The sequence below is a fragment of the Endozoicomonas sp. ONNA1 genome, assembly GCF_024606325.1.
Taxonomy (GTDB): domain Bacteria; phylum Pseudomonadota; class Gammaproteobacteria; order Pseudomonadales; family Endozoicomonadaceae; genus Endozoicomonas_A.
The window spans coordinates 1-19,833 of record NZ_JAHHPN010000174.1 but is presented as its reverse complement, the minus strand read 5'-3'; the positions used below and the strand labels follow the sequence as shown (position 1 = coordinate 19,833).

At 47.8% G+C, this 19,833-nt stretch carries 22 protein-coding genes, 2 other RNA genes and 1 pseudogene; 15 read left to right on the top strand and 10 right to left on the bottom strand.

The genetic code is table 11. The features are described 5' to 3' along the window. The 3 genes from KDK19_RS04105 to KDK19_RS04095 all read left to right on the top strand — a co-directional run. Positions 1 to 708, top strand: a 708-nt coding sequence (locus KDK19_RS04105; protein WP_257288014.1) for a hypothetical protein, incomplete at its 5' end; no start/stop codon positions are given. 193 nt (positions 709 to 901) lie between these two features. Then, positions 902 to 2,179, top strand: coding sequence for a hypothetical protein (locus tag KDK19_RS04100; RefSeq protein WP_257291385.1), 1,278 nt, complete (start codon positions 902 to 904; stop codon positions 2,177 to 2,179). Between the two features lie 465 nt (positions 2,180 to 2,644). Then, complete coding sequence (locus tag KDK19_RS04095; protein WP_257281028.1) at positions 2,645 to 4,198, top strand: hypothetical protein; 1,554 nt, start codon at positions 2,645 to 2,647, stop codon at positions 4,196 to 4,198. A gap of 226 nt (positions 4,199 to 4,424) precedes the next feature. Here the strand turns inward: KDK19_RS04095 and ssrA are convergent. Further along, positions 4,425 to 4,789: a transfer-messenger RNA gene (ssrA, locus tag KDK19_RS04090) on the bottom strand. Between the two features lie 93 nt (positions 4,790 to 4,882). Next, entirely contained in the window at positions 4,883 to 5,362 is a 480-nt protein-coding gene (gene smpB / locus KDK19_RS04085; RefSeq protein ID WP_257253827.1) for an SsrA-binding protein SmpB, read from the bottom strand. A 482-nt stretch (positions 5,363 to 5,844) separates the two neighbouring features. Here smpB and KDK19_RS04080 point away from each other — a divergent pair, with 482 nt between their 5' ends. The 3 genes from KDK19_RS04080 (at position 5,845) to KDK19_RS04070 (ending at position 8,141) form a co-directional block, all read left to right on the top strand. Next, on the top strand, positions 5,845 to 7,203 hold the full coding sequence (locus KDK19_RS04080) for a sodium-dependent transporter (RefSeq protein WP_257288017.1): 1,359 nt from the start codon (positions 5,845 to 5,847) through the stop codon (positions 7,201 to 7,203). Between the two features lie 166 nt (positions 7,204 to 7,369). Beyond that, positions 7,370 to 7,801 (top strand): type II toxin-antitoxin system RatA family toxin, encoded by a 432-nt coding sequence (locus KDK19_RS04075; RefSeq protein WP_257253830.1) that lies wholly within the window; start codon positions 7,370 to 7,372, stop codon positions 7,799 to 7,801. Then, positions 7,794 to 8,141, top strand: coding sequence for an RnfH family protein (locus KDK19_RS04070; protein WP_257253832.1), 348 nt, complete (start codon positions 7,794 to 7,796; stop codon positions 8,139 to 8,141). The genes KDK19_RS04075 and KDK19_RS04070 overlap by 8 nt, the downstream gene beginning before the upstream one ends. 31 nt (positions 8,142 to 8,172) lie before the next feature. Here the strand turns inward: KDK19_RS04070 and KDK19_RS04065 are convergent, their stop codons facing one another. Beyond that, positions 8,173 to 8,550, bottom strand: coding sequence for an outer membrane protein assembly factor BamE (locus KDK19_RS04065; protein ID WP_257253834.1), 378 nt, complete (start codon positions 8,548 to 8,550; stop codon positions 8,173 to 8,175). 102 nt (positions 8,551 to 8,652) lie between these two features. Between KDK19_RS04065 and fur the strand changes: the two genes are divergently transcribed. Beyond that, positions 8,653 to 9,060, top strand: coding sequence for a ferric iron uptake transcriptional regulator (gene fur / locus KDK19_RS04060; RefSeq protein ID WP_257253835.1), 408 nt, complete (start codon positions 8,653 to 8,655; stop codon positions 9,058 to 9,060). A 151-nt stretch (positions 9,061 to 9,211) separates the two neighbouring features. Here fur and ssrS read toward each other — a convergent pair. From ssrS to KDK19_RS04045, 3 genes are all read right to left on the bottom strand, one after another. Next, positions 9,212 to 9,390, bottom strand: a non-coding RNA gene (ssrS, locus tag KDK19_RS04055) — 6S RNA. Between the two features lie 124 nt (positions 9,391 to 9,514). Continuing rightward, positions 9,515 to 9,814, bottom strand: coding sequence for a cell division protein ZapA (locus KDK19_RS04050; protein ID WP_257253836.1), 300 nt, complete (start codon positions 9,812 to 9,814; stop codon positions 9,515 to 9,517). After that, on the bottom strand, positions 9,814 to 10,023 hold the full coding sequence (locus KDK19_RS04045) for a TIGR02449 family protein (RefSeq protein ID WP_257253837.1): 210 nt from the start codon (positions 10,021 to 10,023) through the stop codon (positions 9,814 to 9,816). Before KDK19_RS04045 ends, KDK19_RS04050 begins: the two co-directional genes overlap by 1 nt. Before the next feature lie 212 nt (positions 10,024 to 10,235). Between KDK19_RS04045 and KDK19_RS04040 the strand changes: the two genes are divergently transcribed. The 6 genes from KDK19_RS04040 to KDK19_RS04015 all read left to right on the top strand — a co-directional run bounded on the left by KDK19_RS04040 (position 10,236) and on the right by KDK19_RS04015 (position 15,937). After that, entirely contained in the window at positions 10,236 to 10,814 is a 579-nt protein-coding gene (locus tag KDK19_RS04040) for a UPF0149 family protein (protein ID WP_257253838.1), read from the top strand. A 64-nt stretch (positions 10,815 to 10,878) separates the two neighbouring features. Then, positions 10,879 to 12,114 (top strand): 2-octaprenyl-6-methoxyphenyl hydroxylase, encoded by a 1,236-nt coding sequence (ubiH, locus tag KDK19_RS04035; RefSeq protein ID WP_257253840.1) that lies wholly within the window; start codon positions 10,879 to 10,881, stop codon positions 12,112 to 12,114. 50 nt (positions 12,115 to 12,164) lie between these two features. Next, positions 12,165 to 13,349 carry an FAD-dependent monooxygenase gene (locus tag KDK19_RS04030; protein WP_257253841.1) on the top strand — a complete coding sequence of 395 codons (1,185 nt, stop codon included), beginning with the start codon at positions 12,165 to 12,167 and terminating at the stop codon, positions 13,347 to 13,349. 96 nt (positions 13,350 to 13,445) lie between these two features. Next, positions 13,446 to 14,579, top strand: a complete 1,134-nt coding sequence (locus tag KDK19_RS04025) for a histidine phosphatase family protein (RefSeq protein ID WP_257288019.1) — start codon at positions 13,446 to 13,448, stop codon at positions 14,577 to 14,579. Positions 14,580 to 14,734: 155 nt separating this feature from the next. Beyond that, positions 14,735 to 15,547 (top strand): hypothetical protein, encoded by an 813-nt coding sequence (locus KDK19_RS04020; RefSeq protein WP_257253844.1) that lies wholly within the window; start codon positions 14,735 to 14,737, stop codon positions 15,545 to 15,547. Between the two features lie 168 nt (positions 15,548 to 15,715). Further along, positions 15,716 to 15,937: a DUF2835 domain-containing protein gene (locus KDK19_RS04015; RefSeq protein WP_257253845.1), complete on the top strand. Its 222-nt coding sequence runs from the start codon at positions 15,716 to 15,718 to the stop codon at positions 15,935 to 15,937. Between the two features lie 34 nt (positions 15,938 to 15,971). Here KDK19_RS04015 and KDK19_RS04010 read toward each other — a convergent pair whose 3' ends face one another. After that, positions 15,972 to 16,868, bottom strand: a complete 897-nt coding sequence (locus tag KDK19_RS04010; protein ID WP_257253848.1) for a LysR family transcriptional regulator — start codon at positions 16,866 to 16,868, stop codon at positions 15,972 to 15,974. Positions 16,869 to 16,988: 120 nt separating this feature from the next. Between KDK19_RS04010 and KDK19_RS04005 the strand changes: the two genes are divergently transcribed. Then, entirely contained in the window at positions 16,989 to 17,591 is a 603-nt protein-coding gene (locus KDK19_RS04005) for an FMN-dependent NADH-azoreductase (protein ID WP_257281036.1), read from the top strand. Positions 17,592 to 17,595: 4 nt separating this feature from the next. Beyond that, positions 17,596 to 18,444, top strand: coding sequence for a pirin family protein (locus KDK19_RS04000; RefSeq protein ID WP_257281037.1), 849 nt, complete (start codon positions 17,596 to 17,598; stop codon positions 18,442 to 18,444). Between the two features lie 57 nt (positions 18,445 to 18,501). Here the strand turns inward: KDK19_RS04000 and KDK19_RS03995 are convergent, their stop codons facing one another. The 3 genes and pseudogenes from KDK19_RS03995 to KDK19_RS03985 all read right to left on the bottom strand — a co-directional run. After that, positions 18,502 to 18,753, bottom strand: a complete 252-nt coding sequence (locus KDK19_RS03995) for a YfhL family 4Fe-4S dicluster ferredoxin (RefSeq protein WP_257281038.1) — start codon at positions 18,751 to 18,753, stop codon at positions 18,502 to 18,504. 64 nt (positions 18,754 to 18,817) lie between these two features. Then, positions 18,818 to 19,306: a pantetheine-phosphate adenylyltransferase gene (gene coaD, locus KDK19_RS03990; protein ID WP_257281039.1), complete on the bottom strand. Its 489-nt coding sequence runs from the start codon at positions 19,304 to 19,306 to the stop codon at positions 18,818 to 18,820. 326 nt (positions 19,307 to 19,632) lie between these two features. Continuing rightward, positions 19,633 to 19,833 (bottom strand): annotated as a pseudogene (locus KDK19_RS03985) (coniferyl-aldehyde dehydrogenase); the annotation flags it as partial.

Sequence of the window (19,833 nt, the reverse complement as noted above, 5' to 3'; positions counted from 1 at the left end):
AAGAATGCTAAATCTCTATTGACTCACAAAAACGCATACCATTCTGGACAAAAAATCTGTAACTGGATAGTGATTGGGAAGGATGGTCAGCAACAGCCATGCGGAATGGTCTGCAAGAATACTTATGCCCTGGCGAATCACAAATACAGATACCACTCCGAACAACAAATCTGTGACGTAAGCGAGTTCGGGGAGGATGGTCTGCAACGGCCTTGCGGGAAAGTCTTCAAGAATGATCTGGCTCTGTTTTCTCACAAAAGCAAAGTTCACACCGGGCAAAAAATCTGTGACGTTAACGTTTTCAGGGAGGATGGCAGGAAGGAGCCATGCGGGAAGGTCTGTAAGAATAGTCGCGCCCTGTCGAGTCACAAAAGAATCGCTCACACCGGGAAACAAACCTGTGACCTTTCAATAGTCGGGAATTATGGCCAGTTGCGGCCATGCGGGAAAGTCTTCAAGAATGTTCTATCTCTGTCATCTCACAAAGGCAAAATTCACACCGGGCAAAAAACCTGTGACATGACAGTGATCGGGGAGGATGGTCAGGAGCAACCATGCGGGAAGATCTGCAAGCATGCTCAGGCTCTGGCAGATCACAAAATGAGACATCGAAAACGCATGCGCTTTTGTGTGGGCCAGGATAATGAACTCAGTCCTAAAGAGAGTAAATTAAGAAAGGGTAAATTAAGAAAGGGTAAAGTGAAATAAGTGTGATTAACCTGACTGCATAATTTGGGTGTCAGACCTCCAGAAAGGGAGTGATGCTGAATTCAAACAATAAGTGCAGCCTAAGGTTTGTGAGAGAAAAGTATGCTTGTTTTTTTGATTTAGCACCTTTCTGGTCTATTACTTTACTGACCTGTATTTATTCACTATAAAACAAGAATGGATGAATAGAATAATGAGACGATCATTTTTTGTTGTGCTGCTGTCGCTTCTTTTGTCGTCTGTCGTTTGTCGGGCAGAATCGTTGACAAGACATTTTGTTGTCGAGCATAAACAGACCAGTGAGAGCTTTTCTATAAAGCACAACCTGAATTCGTTGTTGGGCAATCCGACACACCTTGCCGACACAAACGACTATGCATGGGCAGTTTTGCCGTCTGATGACAAATCACACAGGCTTGATGGTTACACTTTAAAAACGACCTTTATTGAGTCCATTTCGTGGCAGTTGCTTTACGCCACCAATCTGCTGGTGGCTTATGAACTGTTCCTGACTACACATGACGCCGCTCTGAGCGGCAAAACTTATTCATGGATACCCGAAGAGGCGTTTGTCGCAGTCGGCTGGCTCATAAAAAGCTATTGGAACCCTGATTCAGTAATGTTTAACCCGAGGGATCAACTGAAGGCAAGTCAGGATGATCCGTTTGCGATCAACACTATGATGCTCCCCGGACAAAGCCAGCAACAAAGTGACCAACAAAACCCACCATCAGAATCATCCGGTCAGCAAACCCCGGGGGCAACTGCCCATGTTAGAGGCTCTGTCAAAAGACGCCTGTCTTCTGGTTCTGGCCGTGATAACGAAGGTTTTGAACAAGAGCAGCATACTTTGGGTTTAGAGTGTTACGTCGATTCCTGTCATGGCGTGTGTAAATTCCGAAAATTATCCAATAGTACAGAGTCAGCTGAAGAGCCGCCGAATTCTATAGAAAATCCCATAGAAAGTTCAACAGACCACACCACTCAGCATGCGATGGCAAAAACACAGCCCTCACGATCGCAGGCTAATGAGGTTGTGCCAGGCGTCATAGAGCACATGATTTATTTACAAGGAATTCTGACTGAAAACGATGTGCATTTTGGCGCGACAACACCTAACCCGGATATTCAGGTATTCGAGAATGCCATTCAATTACTTAAATATCTTCAACCCTGCGATATTTCAGTAGGTGAAGAAGTGAGTGACGGAAGGGACCCCTGTGGATGCTGTGATGGTAGTAGCGATACTTATTATCCTGTTTATTACAAGGGTGATGTGTTATTCACTGTCACTGAAACTAATAGTGAATCAAGGTTTCCAGAAGAATATACATCTGGGCAATGGGCAGATATTGCAACCAATAAGTTATTTGATGAACTCTATTTTGCTCCTGATGCGCCCGGTTACCTATCTGCAAAAAGTGAATTTGAGCAGTTAGCGAAACCAACTGGTCAGGTATATAAAAATTGATAAAGCACCGTTGAAAATCAGTGGTATCCAAAATCGAATAGCGGTTGTCTTTGATTATCTGTCAAGGCTTTGGTCGGTTCTGAAAACACCTCTTAAGAGTTTACATACGGCATTCTCAATATTAAGACGAGTGATGCCGTATATATTGAGCCGATTCATTGCTTTAGACGAAATAATCTATCCCAATTTCAGGTAAATCCAAGTTTTTTGTCTAGAATGATGTTTTTGTATCTATTTGATATCTTTATTTGAGCTTGGTTATTTACTATGAAGAGCATGTGTTGTGTCTTTATTTTGGCTAGCATTTTTTTGTCAGCTGGCAGCCAGGCTGCAATTCCTTACGCTTCATCATTGGTTTCTGGCGGCGGTGCCGATGTGATTCTTTCTTCTTTTTTATCTGACCGCATTCGTTTGCCTCAGTCTAAGGTTGTTCCGTTGTTACTGTTAGAGAAAGGAAAAAAAGGTTTGACAATCAGTTCCCCTGTTTCTGAAGGGGAAGGACTACAGCCAGACAAAGGAACAGTTTTTACTGGCTATTCGTTTGAGTTGAACCTCTATGGTAATGAAAACAAGAAACAGACCAAAACGGGCAGTCAATCTCAGTCATCGAAGCAGGGGCGACAAAGCGAAAAACAGCCTCATAAAAAACAGCCTCATAAAAGGCAAGGTGGTTCTGGCTCTTCAGGTTCCTCTGGCACTGGTGCAGCAACGGCTTCTGGAAACGATGAGAGTCGTGCCAGGCATCTTGAAAAACTGAAAGAAATACTGAAGGCCGCTGAAAAGTCATTGAAAACGATGGATCAGAAAAAAAATATTGATGATTTTAAGGCAGAATTGCGAGAGTTGTATGAGCAGAATCCCGGTATTTTAGAAGAAAAGGGCTCCCTGGAGAACTCGGAATACCGTTGGAAAGGGGTTCTGAAACTACTTGAGCTTTATTTTCCCGAAAAGCTGGAAACAGGTGAAATGACGCATATTTTACTTGAGTATCCCGAGTTTAAGAGAGTGCCAGAAATTTATATCAGATCATTTGCCAAAGCAGTACTTCCTGACCTTGAGTTACCTGAAGGGCTGCCCAAATACGAGCTGCTTGACAGGGTTCTGGATGCTGCCAGCCCGGAGATTATAAGGCTCATGCATGCTTATCTTGGTTTTCCACAGTGTCTTCACCAGTTGGTTTCGTTATTTGTAACCCAGTTGCCATTAATGGCAGCACAAAAACCAAAAAACTATATTTTTCAGGTTAAAACAGGTCACGTTAGTGTTGTTTCTATCAGGAGAAATAGCAGGGGGCATTTTCAGGTTTTTTTTGCTGATAGTTTAACTGTTTTTAAGCAGTACCATGCAGACAAAACTTATTCACCCCTGCCGCATTTTGTCGGTTTGGCGTTAATACTGGCGATAAAGTATCACGGTTTTACTGATTCCCAGTTTTTCTTTCTGCCTCCTCGACAAGCCGGTGGTTTTGGCTGTGAGTCATTTGCGTTGCACGATCTGGAAACATTGTTGGAGTCCCCTGTGTTGTCCGAAAACGGTTATTATGCGGATGAAGAACCTCTTACCAAAGACAATATGTTGAGCTTTTATTCGCAAATAATGTACCTGGAGGGGTCTGAACAACCCGGGCAATTGGTCATCAATGGTGAGCGCACGAACTATGCCGAAACACTGGACAAGTCTGCCTTTGATACGTATGACCTGGACTTCTTAATTCTTATGTCTCTCGGAACCTGGCAGAAATCAGGGCTGGAGTCAGATTTGGTTAAGTTGCATCAGTTGTGCCAGTTTCCTTCGAGGTTTGCACATCTGACTCAAGGGCAGCAAAACCTGGAGCGGTTGTTGGAGAATTTTCCTGAAGAATGCCAAAAGGAGGTGAATCAGATAATCGACGAGACTCGGGGCCTGTTAACCGTCAATGATGGAACCTGTCGTAACAATGTTAATCTGGCCGCTACTCTGCTGTGGATGAAAATGAATATTGATTTGCTGGATATGAATCGCCCCGGGCAGGAAAAATAGAACAGTGAGGACAGGGCTTGCAGAAAATCGGACCGATACGAAACACTACACAGCTACGCCAAAGTAGAATCCTTCGGGAGTATGGGTTGACTCTGTCTTGCATCGTCAAGATCACTGGTTTGAAGGCAAGTGAGAAAAACCATTGCCATGAAATTCTGCTATTAGAATTGAGGGTTAATAAAAAGCCCTGATGGCTTCTGAGGGCTCATCAGGGCTGTTTGCAAGCTGGTGGAGGCGGCGGGAATTGAACCCGCGTCCGCCGATTCTCCGCCTTCGGCTCTACATGTTTAGATTCCGTTTTTAGGCTAACGCAGAACGACCCAACGGTCAGGGTGACACTGCGCGATCCTGAAAAGTTTAACCTGTCAGCCCCAGGCAGACATCAAGGCGATCCTGTTTTCAATAGCGGTCATTTCCAGCCAACAGGCAAGTCGGAGTGACCGGGAGGAGGCAGGTATTAAGCTGCCATAGCTCCTTGGAAGTTGTCTTCGTTAGCAACTAAAAGGTTGTAGTGTTTTGATTTACGAGAATCACTACATTCTCGACATGCACCTAAGGTTTCGTAACCGTCGTCGAATCCAGATCGCCCCCAGAGAAACCTGAGACTAATTATTCAAAAAGTGGCATAGAAGTCAACCCGTTATTTATACCCGGGATGCTTATAAAAAGACATCTGTCATGTAGTTAGCCTCGGTGCATAACCCGCTGCTTTTCGATATTCCATTCGCGCTCTTTAGTGGCAGCACGCTTGTCGAACTCTTTCTTACCACGGGCAAGGGCTACCTGGCATTTGACCAGATGACCTTTCCAGTACAGCTTGGTAGCGATACAAGTATGACCTTTCTGTTGAGTCTCCGAGAACAGCTTGGCTAACTCTCTTCTGTGCAACAGCAGTTTCCGGTCGCGCAGAGGATCAGCCATCACATGGGTGGATGCTGTATCCAGTGGTGTTATCTGGGCACCAATCAACCAGGCTTCGCCATCTTTGAGTAGAACGTAGCTGTCAACCAGTTGCACTTTACCCATGCGAAGGCTCTTGACTTCCCAGCCTGCCAGTGAAAGCCCTGCTTCAAATGACTCATCAATGTGGTAGTCATGACGGGCTTTTTTGTTGACGACAATGGAAGAGTCGCCTTTACCGCTTTTTTTCGATCTTTTAGCCATGCGCGGATTATAACGTGGATAGCGTATAAAACCAGTCGTTGCTTATGACAGTTACTCATTCAGGCTCCTGACGGTTTTTCGTATTTGTTCAGGGCTTCTTTTCTTTAGGTTAAATGTTCTGGGTTGTAAATTATTTTGGGGGATATTTCTTTTTTTGTGGTGATTGTAGGAAAAAGTGGTTGAGGTGAGAAATGAAACCGATACAATGCTCAGCGTCGCCCTCATGCTCCAGTGAAAGCTTTATGGTAGCTGCTTTATTCGGTGTTGAGTGGGCTGTTATTTGTGCCCCTGGCTGTAATAATGACTCTACTCTCTTCTTCAAGCTGGTTGTCGTTTGAGCTCCTTTTCCTGATTGTCTGATTCGAGACTGAATAGCCCGGGCGGCTTGCAATAAAATGCAGTGTTGTTCGAAGTATCTTTGCAGCACTCTGCATGAAGGTTTCACTCGATAAGAATTTTGCTGTACATCATTGAGGAGTCTCATGTCAGGACAAAACCCGACAACCGCGCGCAAAACCTGGAACAACCGTTGGACATTTATGCTGGCTGCCGCCGGATCTGCCATTGGTCTGGGTAATATCTGGAAATTCCCGTACATTGCTGGCCAATACGGTGGTGGCGCCTTCGTATTGGTTTATCTGCTGTGTATCGCGCTGGTAGGTATACCGTTGTTGATGGCTGAAACGGCCATTGGTCGTTCGGCTCGCCTTAGCCCACTGAATGCTATCCGTAAATTGACCAGTGATGCAGGAGTGTTCCGTGGCTGGGAAGTGATTGGCTGGATGGGTATGGCCACCGGTTTCATTATTCTGACCTTTTACAGTGTGGTGGCTGGCTGGGCGCTGTCATACGCCTGGGATCTTCTGACAGGTGTTTTCAATGGTATGACGGCTGATCAGATTGGTGGTGAGTTTGAAGCTCTGACTGCCTCTGCACCAAGACAAATTTTATGGCACACCCTGTTTATGGTGGTCACAGTACTGATCACCGCTCGTGGTGTTCATAAAGGTCTGGAAAAAGGTCTGCAGGTTATGATGCCAACCCTGTTCCTGCTGCTGTTTGCCATGCTGGGTTACAGTGTTTTGGTTACCGGTGAATTCATGCGTGGTTTCCACTTCATGTTCGATGTGGATTTCAGCAAGATTACCGGCGAAGCAGTTGTAGCGGCTATGGGTCAGGCCTTCTTTACCTTGAGTCTGGGGATGTGTGCCCTGATGGCATACGGTGCCTACATGCCCGCCAACAACTCTATTCCACGTACCGCAGTGAATGTTGCATTCCTCGATACTCTGATGGCCATCATCTCTGGCCTGATCGTGTTCCCGATTGTTTACGCTCATGGTCTTGAACCTTCTGCCGGGCCCGGTCTGCTGTTTGTTTCCCTGACCTCTGCTTTCGCCAATATCACCGGCGGATCGATTCTGGGCTTCATATTCTTCATGCTGGTCAGTATCGCTGCCCTGAGTTCAGCCATCTCCCTTATTGAACCTTCTCTGGCCTGGGTGACTGAGCGCTTCGGCATCAATCGTGTACTGGCGACCTGGCTGATCGGTGGTGCTATCTGGCTGGTAGGTCTGGGCTCTGTGTTCTCCTTTAACATCTGGGCTGACGTCAAGTTCTTCGACAAGACCATCTTTGATCTGGCCGATTACATGACCAGCGTCTTGCTGTTGCCTCTGGGTGGTGCTCTGACAGCGATCTTTGCTGGCTGGGTTCTGAAGCGTTCTGTTATGTCCAACGAAATGGCTATGAGTGTAGGTCTGATCAATCTGTGGCGCTTTGCGATCCGTTTTATTGTGCCTGTAGCGGTAGCTTTGATTCTGTACACAGCGCTGAAATGATTTGAGCTCATTTAAATCATAATCGGTATAGGGCGTAGCCTTTAAGCTACGCTCCTCCTCCGCGGCATTGCGAGCCCCGAGTATTTTCCCTGTACGGCTCTGAAGGCAATAGCTTTCACAATATGTTATGCTCGCTGGCCCTTGTCTTATAAATTTGCACTGCGTCATGCCAAGAGTTTCCCGTTCAGCCCTGATCATGCAGCCAGTAGAAAAAATGTATCCACTGGTGGCTGATGTTGAAGGTTATCCTCAGTTTTTGCCCTGGTGTTCAGGAGCCAAAATACTCAGGCAGGAAGGAGAGGTATTGGAAGCCGCTCTTGAGCTGTCCAAAGGAAACCTGGGCTATGAGTTTTCCACAAGGAACCGAATGGTGGAAAACCAGTCTATTGAAATGTCATTGCTGAAGGGGCCCTTTTCAAAGCTGAATGGGGTCTGGACATTCAAGCCGCTGGGTCATGGAGGCTGCAAGGTGTCACTGGAGCTGGATTTCGAAATATCCAACCCATTGCTGAGAGCTACAGTCGGTGCAGTGTTCAACAAGGCAATGAATAAAATGGTTGACGCCTTCTGTCAGAGAGCGGAGCAGCTTTATGGCTGAAAACAATAGCCGGTCCGAGCCGGAAGAACACTCCAGAGTCAGTATTGAAGTGGCTTACGCCCTGCCGGATGATTACCGGATTCTGACCCTTGAGGTTAAAGAAGGTACATCAGTACTTGATGCCGCCAGACAATCTGGCATGAAGTCGATCTTTTCTGAGATTGATTGGGACTCTGTTAAACTGGGCATTTTTGGCAAGGCAGTTATCAGGCCGACCGATCAGGCTGTGAGAGAGGGTGACCGGATAGAAATCTATCGCCCGCTGATTGCTGATCCGAAAGAAGTACGCAAGATGCGTGCAGAGAAAGCAAAACTCAAGAAAGAAGCAGTTGCATCCTGAGGGTGAACTGCTTTGCAGTCAGCAGAGCTGTTTAAGGTGTTACCCCTGTACCGGGACGAAAGTCTCCTTCAATAGAGGAAAGCCTGTCGTCTTTGAAGAAGATGGTGAGGGTTTGTTGGGTGCGCTGTTCGCCACCGGGCTGAAGGCTGGAAATATAGTCCCAGCGATCCCGATTGAAGGTGTCCTCCATAAGGGGGGTGCCCATAACATACTGGACTTGGTTACGGGTCATTCCCGGACGGAGCTGGTCTACCATTTCCTGAGTAATGACATTACCCTGCTGGATGTCGACCTTGTAAACACCGGGGAAGCTGATGAGTTTGGAGCCACCGTCTGTTGAACTGGCACACCCAGCCAGGAGAGCAGCGGCAGCGAGAAAAATTGTGGTCAGGGCTGGACGTTTTTGCATCGGTTTCAGACTTCCACTATCTTCTTCGAAAATGAATGTTCGGCTTAAAAATGTGATAATAGCAGGGATTACCTGCTAAATGCTAAGGGTTAGGTAAACGTGTTGGAAAATCAAGAGTTGCGCAAAGCGGGTCTGAAGGTCACGCTGCCTCGTGTCAAAATTCTTCAGATTCTTGAAAGCTCTCAGGGCCTTCATATGAGTGCCGAGGATGTCTACAAGGCTCTCCTTGATGCAGAAGAAGATGTCGGTCTGGCCACCGTCTACCGGGTGCTGACCCAGTTTGAAGGGGCCGGTCTGGTCATCAGGCACAACTTTGACAGTGGGCACTCCGTGTTCGAGCTGGCAAGGGGTGAACATCACGATCATATGGTTTGTATGGAAAGCGGTGAGATCATTGAGTTTATCGATGAAGATATTGAGCGTCGTCAAAAGGAGATTGCCGACAAGCACGGTTACGAGATTGTTGACCACAATCTGGTGTTATACGTGAAACCAAAAGAAAAGTCCTGACTTTTTCTGAAATACGTCTTCCCAAAAAGCCGGTCACAGTGTATCGGCTTTTTTTCTCTTTCATTCTGCGGAATACTTCACTGCCTGCCAATACTGATGCGTTTTATGGGTGTTTGAGAGGTAATAAGACGACAAGTACTGAATGATAGTAAGTCTCCCCAAGCTGCCGCTGCCACGTAAGCCCGTTGCTGTTAAAGCAACGGTGGGGATTGCTGTGATGAATCGGGCTTTCCACTGCAAGGTGGACCTGCGCTCCAGCATCAACGAGGAATCCCCGGTATGGTATTATCAGCCCGGGTCTTTAATGACTGGCAAACAGGCCAGGGAGACTTGACCGGGATTATATCGGTTCTGAGGTACAAGTCTGTAGGTTTTTTTTGCTATTGATCTTTTGACCGATAGCTCCATTGGTTTTTTACCAACGATGGCTCTTCAGGCCAGGGGGTCAGTGGATTTAGCTTTCGATTAGCATTAGCGCCTGATCCAGCTTGCCAAGCATCTGTTTGATCTGTTTCTGAGCATCTGAATTGTCGGTCAGGCTTTGCTGCCTGCTCTGAAGCAGTTCATAGCTGATGTTCAATGCTGCCATGACTGCGATACGCTCTGTACCAATTACGCCACCCGCACGGATTTGTCTCATTTGTTCGTTTAAATGCTGAGCTGCCTGATGAAGATTAGCTTCTTCCTGTTTGGGGCAGCTGACCAGGTATTCCTTGTCCAGAATACTGACGGTGGTGGTGGATGGACTGTCCATTAGGATTCATGCTCCAGAGTGCGCAGGCGGTTGATCATGGCTTCGACCTTGCTGCGTGCGACATCATTCTTCTCCATCAGTTTCGCGCGCTCTGCCAGCCAGGTGTGCTCCTTGGCGCGCAGTAAGCGGTTTTCTTTTTTCAGTTTCAGGCTGATGGCTACCAGATCGTCAATTTTCTGGTTCAGGGTTGCGAGTTCGTGGTCGTTCATAGGTTCCGGAACCGTGCTATTGGATCTACTATAGCGGCTGTAAGTACACAGAACAATGCCTTTGCGATTTGCCCAAACGATAAATCTGATACACTCACACACCATCGGGTTTTCACAGAGCCTCTGGGATCTGGTTTTCAATCCACCCTGTTATTGATTGGTTGTTCCATGATCAATGGGTTCTTTCCAGTAAGGCTTTCAAGGTAATTGTAATGACAAATAGTGATGCGGCCTCAGACGTTGTCGCCTTTAATGAGTTGGCTGATCGTCTGGTTGAGCTGGGCGGTGACAGTCATCCTTCTGAACTTCATGGTATTCTCTGTGGCACGTTTGCTGCGGGCAGTCAGCCCGGCGTAGAAACCTGGTTCCGTCAAGTATCTGCTATGTTGGATGATCAGGAGTTGGACAGCCGTTTCCAGGATCTCCTGCTGCGCATGTATCAGGGAACATTGCAGAAGCTGGATCAATCAGACTTTTCTATTGCTCTGCTTCTGCCTGATGACGACGAAGCCCTGGAGCAAAGAACTGAAGCGTTGGGTTATTGGTGTCAGGGATTTCTGTTCGGATTCGGCGAAGTCATTGGAAGCAAGCCACTGAGTCAGGAAGTAGAAGGGGTTCTGGGAGATTTCTCGGAAATTGCCCAGATCCAGCCTGAAGCGGATGACAGTGATGAGTCTGAACGTTTGTTTATAGAAGTCAGTGAGTACGTTCGAATGAATCTTTTAACCATTTTTTCAGCGGTGGCCGTCCCGGAAAAATCGAAAAAGCGCAACACAAAAACCATTCATTGACATCGCAAAGACTACCGTTGTTCTGTTTAGCGATGAGTGTTTTCACCGTAGAAAGGAGAGAGAGATGACCGGGAAGTATGATGTCCTGATCATTGGTGGTGGGCTGGTGGGTGCCAGTCTGCTGTGTGCTCTGGAGTCTGCGATCAATCAACATGGGCTGAAAGTAGCGATGGTTGAGACGCACGCAATCGATGAAGCAGGGGATACACCGACCAACGCTCCACCCAACTCTCCACCCAGCTATGATGCCAGAGCCTCGGCACTCTCTTATGGTACCCGGCTGATCTACGATGAACTCGGACTCTGGCCTGATCTGGATCCGTTTGCCACAGCTATTCTGGATATTCAGGTCTCTGATCGAGGGCATTTTGGTGCCACCCGTCTTAATCATCAGCAAGAAAGCGTACCTGCCCTGGGGTATGTGGTTGAAAATTATCGACTGGGTGAAGTGCTGCTCAAAAGACTGAAAAGTTATCGTGATCAGGGGAGGGTTGAAGTCTTGAGTCCGGCACAGGTTCAATCTTTACAGCCTTTGCCTGACTCAGAAATGAAAGTGGTTATCAGGCAGAGGGAAGAATTTGTTGAGAAAGTGGCATCTCTGGTGGTCCTTGCCGATGGAGGTCGTTCCCGGTTGATGGAAAAACTGGGTATTTCACGTAAACACTATGACTACGAACAACATGCACTGGTTGCCAATGTTTCCCTTGATAAGCCGCACAACGGAGTAGCCTATGAACGATTTGCCGGAAGAGGGCCCATGGCTTTGCTTCCTCTCTGTGCTGATCGTTCAGCACTGGTCTGGACTGTGCCTACTGATGAAATAGACGACAGAATTTCTATGGATGATGAAACTTTCCTGTCCACTTTGCAGGAAAAATTTGGTTATCGTGCTGGCGGGTTTACCAAAGTCGGGATGCGTGAAAGTTATCCTCTGACTCTCAGCGTTGCCCGTGAGCAAGTCAGGCCTGGTCTGGTCGTTCTGGGTAATGCAGCTCACTCTATGCACCCTGTCGCAGGTCAGGGATATAATCTGGCCATCAGGGATACAATGGCCCTGGCCGGGAATATTACTGAGTCGCTCAGACAGGCTATTGCCCCGGGCAGTCTGTCCCGTTTGCTTCAATATGTCGAAGAACAGAAGAGCGATCAGAAGATGACTTTGGACTTCTGTGACGGTCTGGTGAAATTGTTTTCCCGACAGGAGCTGCCGGTGATTCTGGCCAGAAACCTTGGCTTAAGCTGTCTGGATATGAGCCGGGAATTAAAAGGTCGGTTTGCCAGAAAGGCGATGGGTTTCTAATCCTCAAAAGCCATGAACACGAAAAAAACAGTATCAGGAGGAGATCTCGGTTGAAGTCATTTGATCTGGTGATTGCCGGTGGTGGCATGGTTGGGGTGTCTCTGGCTCTGTCGCTGTCAAAAGCAGACTTGAAAATAGCGTTGGTTGATCAACAGTCGCTTTCGACTCCGGCGTTTTCTCCTGACAGTCCCTACGCACCCAGGGTCAGTGCCCTGACTGAAGCCTCCTCCCGATTATTTCGGCGACTGGGCGCATGGGATATTATGACCTCTCAGCGTGTTATGCCCTATCAGCACATGTATGTCTGGGACAGCGAAGGAACGGGTGAGATCGCGTTTGATGCCAGGTCGGTGGGTTTCAAGACGCTCGGAAGCATCGTTGAGAACGATGTGATTCGTCATGCGCTTCTGAAGCAGTTGGCGCAAACAGATATTGAGTGCTTTCCCAGTCAGTCAACCATTATCTACGAGTTGGGTGACCCCTGTCAGGTTCAGCTCGATAATGAAAAGATAGCAGCTCGTCTGCTGGTGGCTGCCGATGGTGCCGAGTCCACTCTGAGGAAGCGGTCGGGTATTCCTTCCAATCAGAAGGACTATCTCCATCATGCAGTGGTCACCACAGTCGAAACAGAGCAATATCATCGGGACACTGCCTGGCAGGTCTTCCTGAACACCGGGCCTTTAGCGTTTCTGCCTCTGCCCAGCCGGGGAGATAAGCACTACTGCTCTATTGTTTGGTCATTAGTTCCAGATAAGGCCGATGAAGTTCTGTCTCTGGATGATGAGGCTTTTTGTCAGGCTATAGAACTTGCTTTTGAATCCAGACTAGGGAAAGTGCTTTCAGCCGACCCCCGGTTTCGCTTTCCTCTCAGGCAGCGCTATGCCCGCCAATATCATCGAAATCGAATTGTGCTGGCAGGCGATGCGGCCCATACCATTCATCCTCTGGCCGGTCAGGGTGTGAACCTTGGATTGCAGGATGTGGAGGTTCTCTCTGAAGAAATCTTGCGAGCGGTTGAGCGTGGCGATGATTTTTCTGCCAGTCATATTCTGAATCGGTATGAGCGCAAAAGGATGGGTAGTAATCTGTTGATGATGAAATCCATGGAGGGCTTGCAAAACCTCTTTGCCGCTGACGATATCGGTATTCGCTGGCTAAGGAATACAGGACTGAAGTGGACAAATAGCCTGCCTCTTGTCAAAGACATGTTGATCAAACATGCCATGGGCGTCTGATACTTACTTCAATCCATTCATATTTTCTAAACAGATGTCACTTTTCTTTCTATTCTCTGTTGTTTGATTCTTTAATTAATCAATCGGGAATATAGAATGAAAAAGTGGCTTCTCGTTTGGGGCGTATTGTGTTTTTCAATGACGCTTCTGGTTCAGGCTCAGCCAGAGTCTGGGGACTATCAAGATTATGTTGTCACACTGGTTCGTCATGGGGATCGCAGTCCAAGTAGTCCATTAAATCCCAAACTCTGGCCTATCGGACCCGGTGAGATGACAGACACTGGTTTAAAACAGTGTTATGAAGCGGGTAAACATTTCAGGCGCACTCAACTCCCTGCCGGTTTTCCTTCCCGATGGAACCCAGAGCTCAGTTATCATCAGGCCCGGGGCCTGGACAGAACCATCCAGTGTGCCACCACGATGCTTCAGGCTATCTATCCTGACAGTCTGAAAACAGGCTCAGGCAATGAGTTTGCAATTGTCCCACCGGTTTATGCTGCTCTACCGCAAGACGATTATCTGCTCGGATTTACTCAATCCTGCACTGGATTCAGAGCGCTGATCGCTGATATGCAAAAGAGCCCTTTGTGGCAAAAGAAGTTAGAAGAATTGGGGCTCGACAAGATCAGGCTCTGGGCAAAAGAGTCCGGGCAACAGCGAGCACCATCGCTTCACGCCATTATAGGCCTTGCCGATGCATTGAATGTCAGAAAGCTTCACAACATTCCTCTGCCAGAGTTCCTGAGTCCTCAGGATGAGCAGCAGCTTCTGGATCTGATAGATTGGTTTATGGCTCAAATAGTTAAAGACAGGCGTATGGTTCAGCTGGCCAGCCAGCATCTTATGAAGGCTATTGATCAACGCTATCAGCAGCATCAGACCTGTCTTGAAAACGGCAAAACTTCCTGTGAGTACTTCTATCTTTTAGCGGTCAGTGACACCAATATACTGGCTCTGTTGAGTGCTCTTGGAAGCCCGAGAGAGTTCAATGTTCCCTATACCAGTATGTTGACCCTGCGCTTTTCAGCCTCAAATAAGACTGTTCAAGCCTCATTGAATAACGAACCCCTGACACTGTCCTGTGGGACGACATGCTCTCTTGAACAATGGGGTCAGCTGGTCGCTTCTTTACAAGGCTCTGACTGGACGGAATTGTGCCAGCTGAAGGAGCCTGCGGCTCATTCAACAATTTCTCTTGATATATCCACAGGAACTAAAGAAGAAAAATAACGATTTTTCTGAACTATATTTAATCAGCTCCGTCTAATGATATTAATAACGCAGAATTTTGTCAGGAGCCTCTGGAACTTAAGACATGACAATCCTGGCAGCTAATAGTTCTGTCATGTTGAACATTAGAAGTACCCCTTGGGAAGGAGAAATGAATGCGTAGGTCAGTGCACGCAGGTGTCGTACCTGTTTTTTTATTATTTTTACTGCTTCAGGGTTGCGGCAAGCAACAGGAATGTCCGAAGGTAGCCCCATCAACGGGAGAGTCTGCCCGTCCGGTTGCTGAAGAAGAAGCTTATGATTGTACCACTGTTGATACCACTGATGCGCTCAAGCAGACATGGTGTGAGGCACGTGGAGCCTTTGATAAGAGTTCACTGGCTGGTAATGTTGCCAACTTTGGCAATTATCTGAAAGGTTACCGTCAGGGTGTTAACGATGCTCGCCTTGCTGAAACCAGTCAGGTCTCTCGAGAGGCCTTGGAAGGAAGGGCTGAAAAGCCTGATGAAGCGGGCTATCGTGCAGGGTATCAGCAAGTGGTTGATGCTCTGGGTATTATTGAATACCACTGCAGCGACGGCGAAAAAGCCAGTGAATATAAGGATCGCTGGTGTGAGGCTGACGATGCCTATCGCATTGCCAGCGTTGGCAGCAGCGATAACCCTTTCCTGAGAGGGCGCTTTATTGACGGTTATATGGCCGGCGGTCGTGTCGCTCTGACCGTTCCTACTTCCATGGAAGCTTTCTTCAGTGGCGAAAACCCTGAAGGAAAGCAGTCTGCTATTCACAAGCAGGAAGGCGATGATGTTGAACCTACTGAGCAGGCTTTCTATCGCGGCTTTGATGAAGGCTACAAGGCGATGATTGCCAGTATCAGAGAGTCCATCAACGAGGTGATGCAGCAAATGCAGGTGCCCAACAACATGGAAATGCCAGAAGGTTTAATGCCTCCTCCACCCAATCAGTAAGCTGTAAATGACCTTTGTTGAGGCAAGAAGTCCGGTTATTTTTAATGACCGGACATTCTTATTGAATGAGTTGATTTTGCTAAAATGATACACATCTGGTCACTGGCTCTGAGCCAGATGGCCCTTCGGCCAATATCACTTGATTGAACATGAGGAATGGAGTCCAGAATGAATAAGGCCACCTTCTCTATCAGTCTGAATTCTCAGCAGGTATTACAGTATTATCAGGGCAAAAAGAACCGTGTTCAGGTCAATACCCGTGAGGGTTTTAGCATGAGCATTCCCTACGACGTCCTTCTCAAATTTGTTAGCCGTGAAGGTGTTCATGGTACTTTTGAAATCTCTTATGGATCGGACGGCAAGCTGGGAGAGCTTCGAAAGATTGGCTGAGCCTCTTTTCTGATTCTTTGTTGTATCCGTTTCGTCAATGTGCTGGCATATCTGTGCCAGCACACACTTCCTTAAGGATATTGGCCAGAGACTTTACGGCTGGCCCCGCATAATCCTGATCAGTGTAAATCAAGTATATCTCGTGGCGTCGGGAGCCATGAGGCTTAAGGTTTAAAGGTTTCAACACACCAGAGTCCATTTCCTGCTCTACGTGAGCGGTTGGCAGCCAGGCAAACCCCAGCCCCTGTGAAATCATTCTTACCGATGTGCTGATATGGCTGACGGTCCAGCGTTCTGTTGCTTCCAGCCATCCGGCATCCACTCTTTTGATGCCCGAGTCCCTGATGACAATCTGGCGGTGCTGTCTGAGGTCATCCAGGCTCAGAGGCCTGTCTAGCTGGTGCAACGGGTGATCCTTGTGAGCAACCGCCTTGAATGTAACTTTCATTAAAGGCTCTCCCATAAAACCCTGTGGCACGAGGCCACTGATCACCAGGTCTGCTTGACCGGTGGCCAACATGTCGGTAGTACCTGAAAGTGCCGTTTCTACCAGCTCAATATGGGTTTGCTGGCACTCTGATGACAGTCTTTTCAGACAGGTCGAGAGCAACTGGGGTGGAAAGATGACATCAACTCCCAGTGTGATGCGGCCTTCCCAGTCTTGGGACAGACTGTCAGCAACCTTTTCGATCGCATCGGACTCTTTCAGCAGGGACCGGGAGCGCCTGATCAGCACTTTTCCAGCTTCCGTTAATTCTGCCTTCCTGCCTTTGATGACCAGTATTTCAACATCAAGCTGCTGCTGCAGCTTATTTACGGCATAGCTGACGGTTGACTGGCTCTTGTGAAGGGCTTCTGCGGCTTGTGCGAAACCGCCATGTTCAACGACGGCATGGAGCATTCGCCATTGTTCAAGGGTGACTTTGGCCATGGATGATGAACTTTTGATCTAATAATTCGATATTTATAAGGGATATTTTGCGCTTTTTATTCGTAAAAATCGATATTAAATTAAGCTTAACCAAAGCAATCTAATAAACCGGAGATCATTATGAGCACCATCCTGCAAATCGATTCCAGTCTGTTTGGCTCAGAAGGACAGTCAGGGCAATTGGCCAGACAGTTTGTTGAAAAATACACCCGGAACCACACTGTGGAAAAGGTAATCTATCGTGATCTGGTGTCAGAACCGATTCCTCACCTGACAGCAGAAAGTTTTCAAGGCTTCAGCCTGTCAGAAGAAGAGCGCAATGAAAACCAGAAGTATATAGCCAGCTTGTCAGATCGTTTGATCAGAGAGTTGAATGAAGCCGATGTACTGGTGCTGGGATTGCCTCTCTACAACTTTACCATGCCATCAACCCTGAAGACTTACTTTGACCATATTGCCCGGGCAGGCATCACTTTCCGCTACACCGAACAGGGACCGCAGGGGCTTTTGAATGGCAAAAAGGCCTATATCCTGGCGGCCAGAGGGGGTGAGTATCAGGGTACACCCATGGATACACAAACCGCACTGATCAAGCATTTCCTTGGTTTTATCGGGATTACGGATGTCGAGTTCATCTATGCAGAAGGGCTCGCCAAAAGTGGCGACGCAAGAGAAGTCGCGCTGGGTAAAGCTGCAGAAAGAATAGATCAACTGGTGGCATAAAGTGATGCAAGCAAGAGGTTTGATCGAACTCGTACCCGCCCGTCCGGCTTCAGACGGAGCCGGAGTGAAACTCAAGAGAGTCATGGGGTCAGGGCAGCATAAGCTCATGGATCCCTTTTTGATGCTGGACGAAATCAGAGCTGACGGCTCTGGCGACCTGGGTGCCGGATTTCCGGCTCATCCTCACCGAGGCATCGAGACGGTGTCGTATATGAAAATGGGAGGATTCAGGCATGAAGATCATCTGGGTAACCAAAGGTCTATAAAGTCAGGTGGTGTTCAGTGGATGAAGTCTGGAAAGGGAATCGTTCATTCAGAGATGCCTGTTCTTGAAAATGATCAGCTGCATGGTTTCCAGATCTGGTTGAATATGCCCGCAGCCCGGAAAATGAGTGATCCTGAGTATCTTGATATCAGTGTGGAGAATTTCCCTGTACTGTCGTTTGAAGGTTGGTCTGCCAGATTGCTGCTGGGTGAAGTAGAGATTGATGGTCGTCAATTATCCGCACCACTGAAAAGAGAGGTAACGGATGCGCTGTTATTGGATGTATCGCTGAAAGCGGGCAGCACTATCAAGCTACCCATAGGTGACAAAAAACTGATGGTCTACGTCTATGAAGGTCAGGTAAAACTTCAGGCATCCACAGGTCAGGTCATCAGTCAATCAGAACTGGCGGTTTTCGCGCAAGGTGACGGACTTGAATTGGGTACTGAAAGTCAAGCTGGCTTTCTGATACTGGCGGGTAAACCATTGAATGAGCCTGTTGTGCAGTATGGACCTTTTGTTATGAACAGTCGCGAAGAAGTGATGCAGGCGGTTCGGGAGTACCAGAGTGGGGCGTTTTTGAGTTAGGAGCCTGCCTGCAGGCAGACTCCTGTAGAGAATCATGAGTAATGAAAAAAGTAATGATCAGGCCGCCGCCGTAATAATCAAATACTTTTCCATCAATTCATCGTGCGACTCTTCATTATCGGGGTCTTTGGGGATGCAATCGACCGGGCAAACCTGTTGGCATTGTGGCTCGTCGTAGTGACCTACACATTCCGTGCACAGGTTGGCGTCGATCTCGTAAATCTCTTCCCCGGGAGAGATCGCACTGTTCGGGCACTCCGGCTCACAGACATCGCAGTTAATGCAGTCATCAGTAATGATCAGGGACATGACGTAATCTCCAGTTCCGCGTGAGCGTTTCAGCTCAGGCGCCAGGCTCAGGGTGCACCATCAGCTACCGGGCTTGTGGGCCAAATTTGTCCTTCAGGGCTTCCTGAACACAGGGGGAGACGAACTTGTCGATATCTCCACCCAGTGAGGCTATCTCCCGTACCAGCGTAGAAGAAATATAGGAGTATTGCTCGGCAGGTGTCAGAAACAAGCTCTCTACTTTTGGTGCCAGAATCCGGTTCATGTTGGCCATCTGGAATTCGTATTCGAAGTCGGATACGGCCCTCAGGCCACGCAGAATCACAGTCGCTTTCTGCTCTTCCAGAAAGTGAGCCAGCAGGGAGCTGAAACCTGTTACCGAAACATTATCAAGGTGAGCTGTGACCTCTTCTGCCAGCTCAACACGTTTGGTCAGATCAAACAGAGGCTTCTTTTTAGGGCTTTCTGCTACCGCAATGACCACGTTATCAAAAATTCTTGCTGCCCGTTCTACCAGGTCCAGATGGCCTTTGGTGATAGGGTCAAAAGTGCCAGGGTAGATTACTTTGCTCATTGAAGTGCATTTCCTGCTGATGTCCGGGGAAGCCTCTGAGCCCGGTTGACCACAGTTTGCCAAGGTCATTATTCCGAAAACTCTATGACTTCACAGATGCCTGTAGTGAAGGACTGTGCGTCCTGATCTGCCCATTACAGACTGAAAATGGTTAAAACAGAGTTCTTCAATCTATGGATAACGAAGGCAGAATGGTATCGAAATCAATCAAAGGTGACAAACTACCTGAGTCAAAACAGCGTAATTAGGTGATAAATTGTTATTTTCAAGGACTTTGAGCACGAGAAGTATTCCGGACTATCGAATGACAGTCCGGGCCAGAATGATCAGGAGCCAGACAGGAATTTTATCATCCTCTTCTTCAGCCAGCTGTTATAGGGAGGGAATACCAGCCGGACACTGTTAAAGCGACCTTTGGAAAAGACCGACTTTGCCTTGGACAGTGCCTGAAAACCCTCGTGTCCGTGATAATGGCCCATGCCGGAAGCGCCCACACCACCAAAAGGCATATCGTCGATGGCAACATG

Bases quoted from the DNA above. Each gene is read 5' to 3' on its own strand.
- KDK19_RS04100 (WP_257291385.1), top strand. From the start codon at position 902: ATGAGACGATCATTTTTTGTTGTGCTGCTGTCGCTTCTTTTGTCGTCT.
- smpB (WP_257253827.1), bottom strand. From the start codon at position 5,362: ATGGCTAAAAGATCGAAAAAAAGCGGTAAAGGCGACTCTTCCATTGTC.
- KDK19_RS04080 (WP_257288017.1), top strand. From the start codon at position 5,845: ATGTCAGGACAAAACCCGACAACCGCGCGCAAAACCTGGAACAACCGT.
- KDK19_RS04075 (WP_257253830.1), top strand. From the start codon at position 7,370: ATGCCAAGAGTTTCCCGTTCAGCCCTGATCATGCAGCCAGTAGAAAAA.
- KDK19_RS04070 (WP_257253832.1), top strand. From the start codon at position 7,794: ATGGCTGAAAACAATAGCCGGTCCGAGCCGGAAGAACACTCCAGAGTC.
- KDK19_RS04065 (WP_257253834.1), bottom strand. From the start codon at position 8,550: ATGCAAAAACGTCCAGCCCTGACCACAATTTTTCTCGCTGCCGCTGCT.
- KDK19_RS04050 (WP_257253836.1), bottom strand. From the start codon at position 9,814: ATGGACAGTCCATCCACCACCACCGTCAGTATTCTGGACAAGGAATAC.
- KDK19_RS04045 (WP_257253837.1), bottom strand. From the start codon at position 10,023: ATGAACGACCACGAACTCGCAACCCTGAACCAGAAAATTGACGATCTG.
- KDK19_RS04040 (WP_257253838.1), top strand. From the start codon at position 10,236: ATGACAAATAGTGATGCGGCCTCAGACGTTGTCGCCTTTAATGAGTTG.
- ubiH (WP_257253840.1), top strand. From the start codon at position 10,879: ATGACCGGGAAGTATGATGTCCTGATCATTGGTGGTGGGCTGGTGGGT.
- KDK19_RS04025 (WP_257288019.1), top strand. From the start codon at position 13,446: ATGAAAAAGTGGCTTCTCGTTTGGGGCGTATTGTGTTTTTCAATGACG.
- KDK19_RS04020 (WP_257253844.1), top strand. From the start codon at position 14,735: ATGCGTAGGTCAGTGCACGCAGGTGTCGTACCTGTTTTTTTATTATTT.
- KDK19_RS04015 (WP_257253845.1), top strand. From the start codon at position 15,716: ATGAATAAGGCCACCTTCTCTATCAGTCTGAATTCTCAGCAGGTATTA.
- KDK19_RS04010 (WP_257253848.1), bottom strand. From the start codon at position 16,868: ATGGCCAAAGTCACCCTTGAACAATGGCGAATGCTCCATGCCGTCGTT.
- KDK19_RS04005 (WP_257281036.1), top strand. From the start codon at position 16,989: ATGAGCACCATCCTGCAAATCGATTCCAGTCTGTTTGGCTCAGAAGGA.
- KDK19_RS04000 (WP_257281037.1), top strand. From the start codon at position 17,596: ATGCAAGCAAGAGGTTTGATCGAACTCGTACCCGCCCGTCCGGCTTCA.
- KDK19_RS03995 (WP_257281038.1), bottom strand. From the start codon at position 18,753: ATGTCCCTGATCATTACTGATGACTGCATTAACTGCGATGTCTGTGAG.
- coaD (WP_257281039.1), bottom strand. From the start codon at position 19,306: ATGAGCAAAGTAATCTACCCTGGCACTTTTGACCCTATCACCAAAGGC.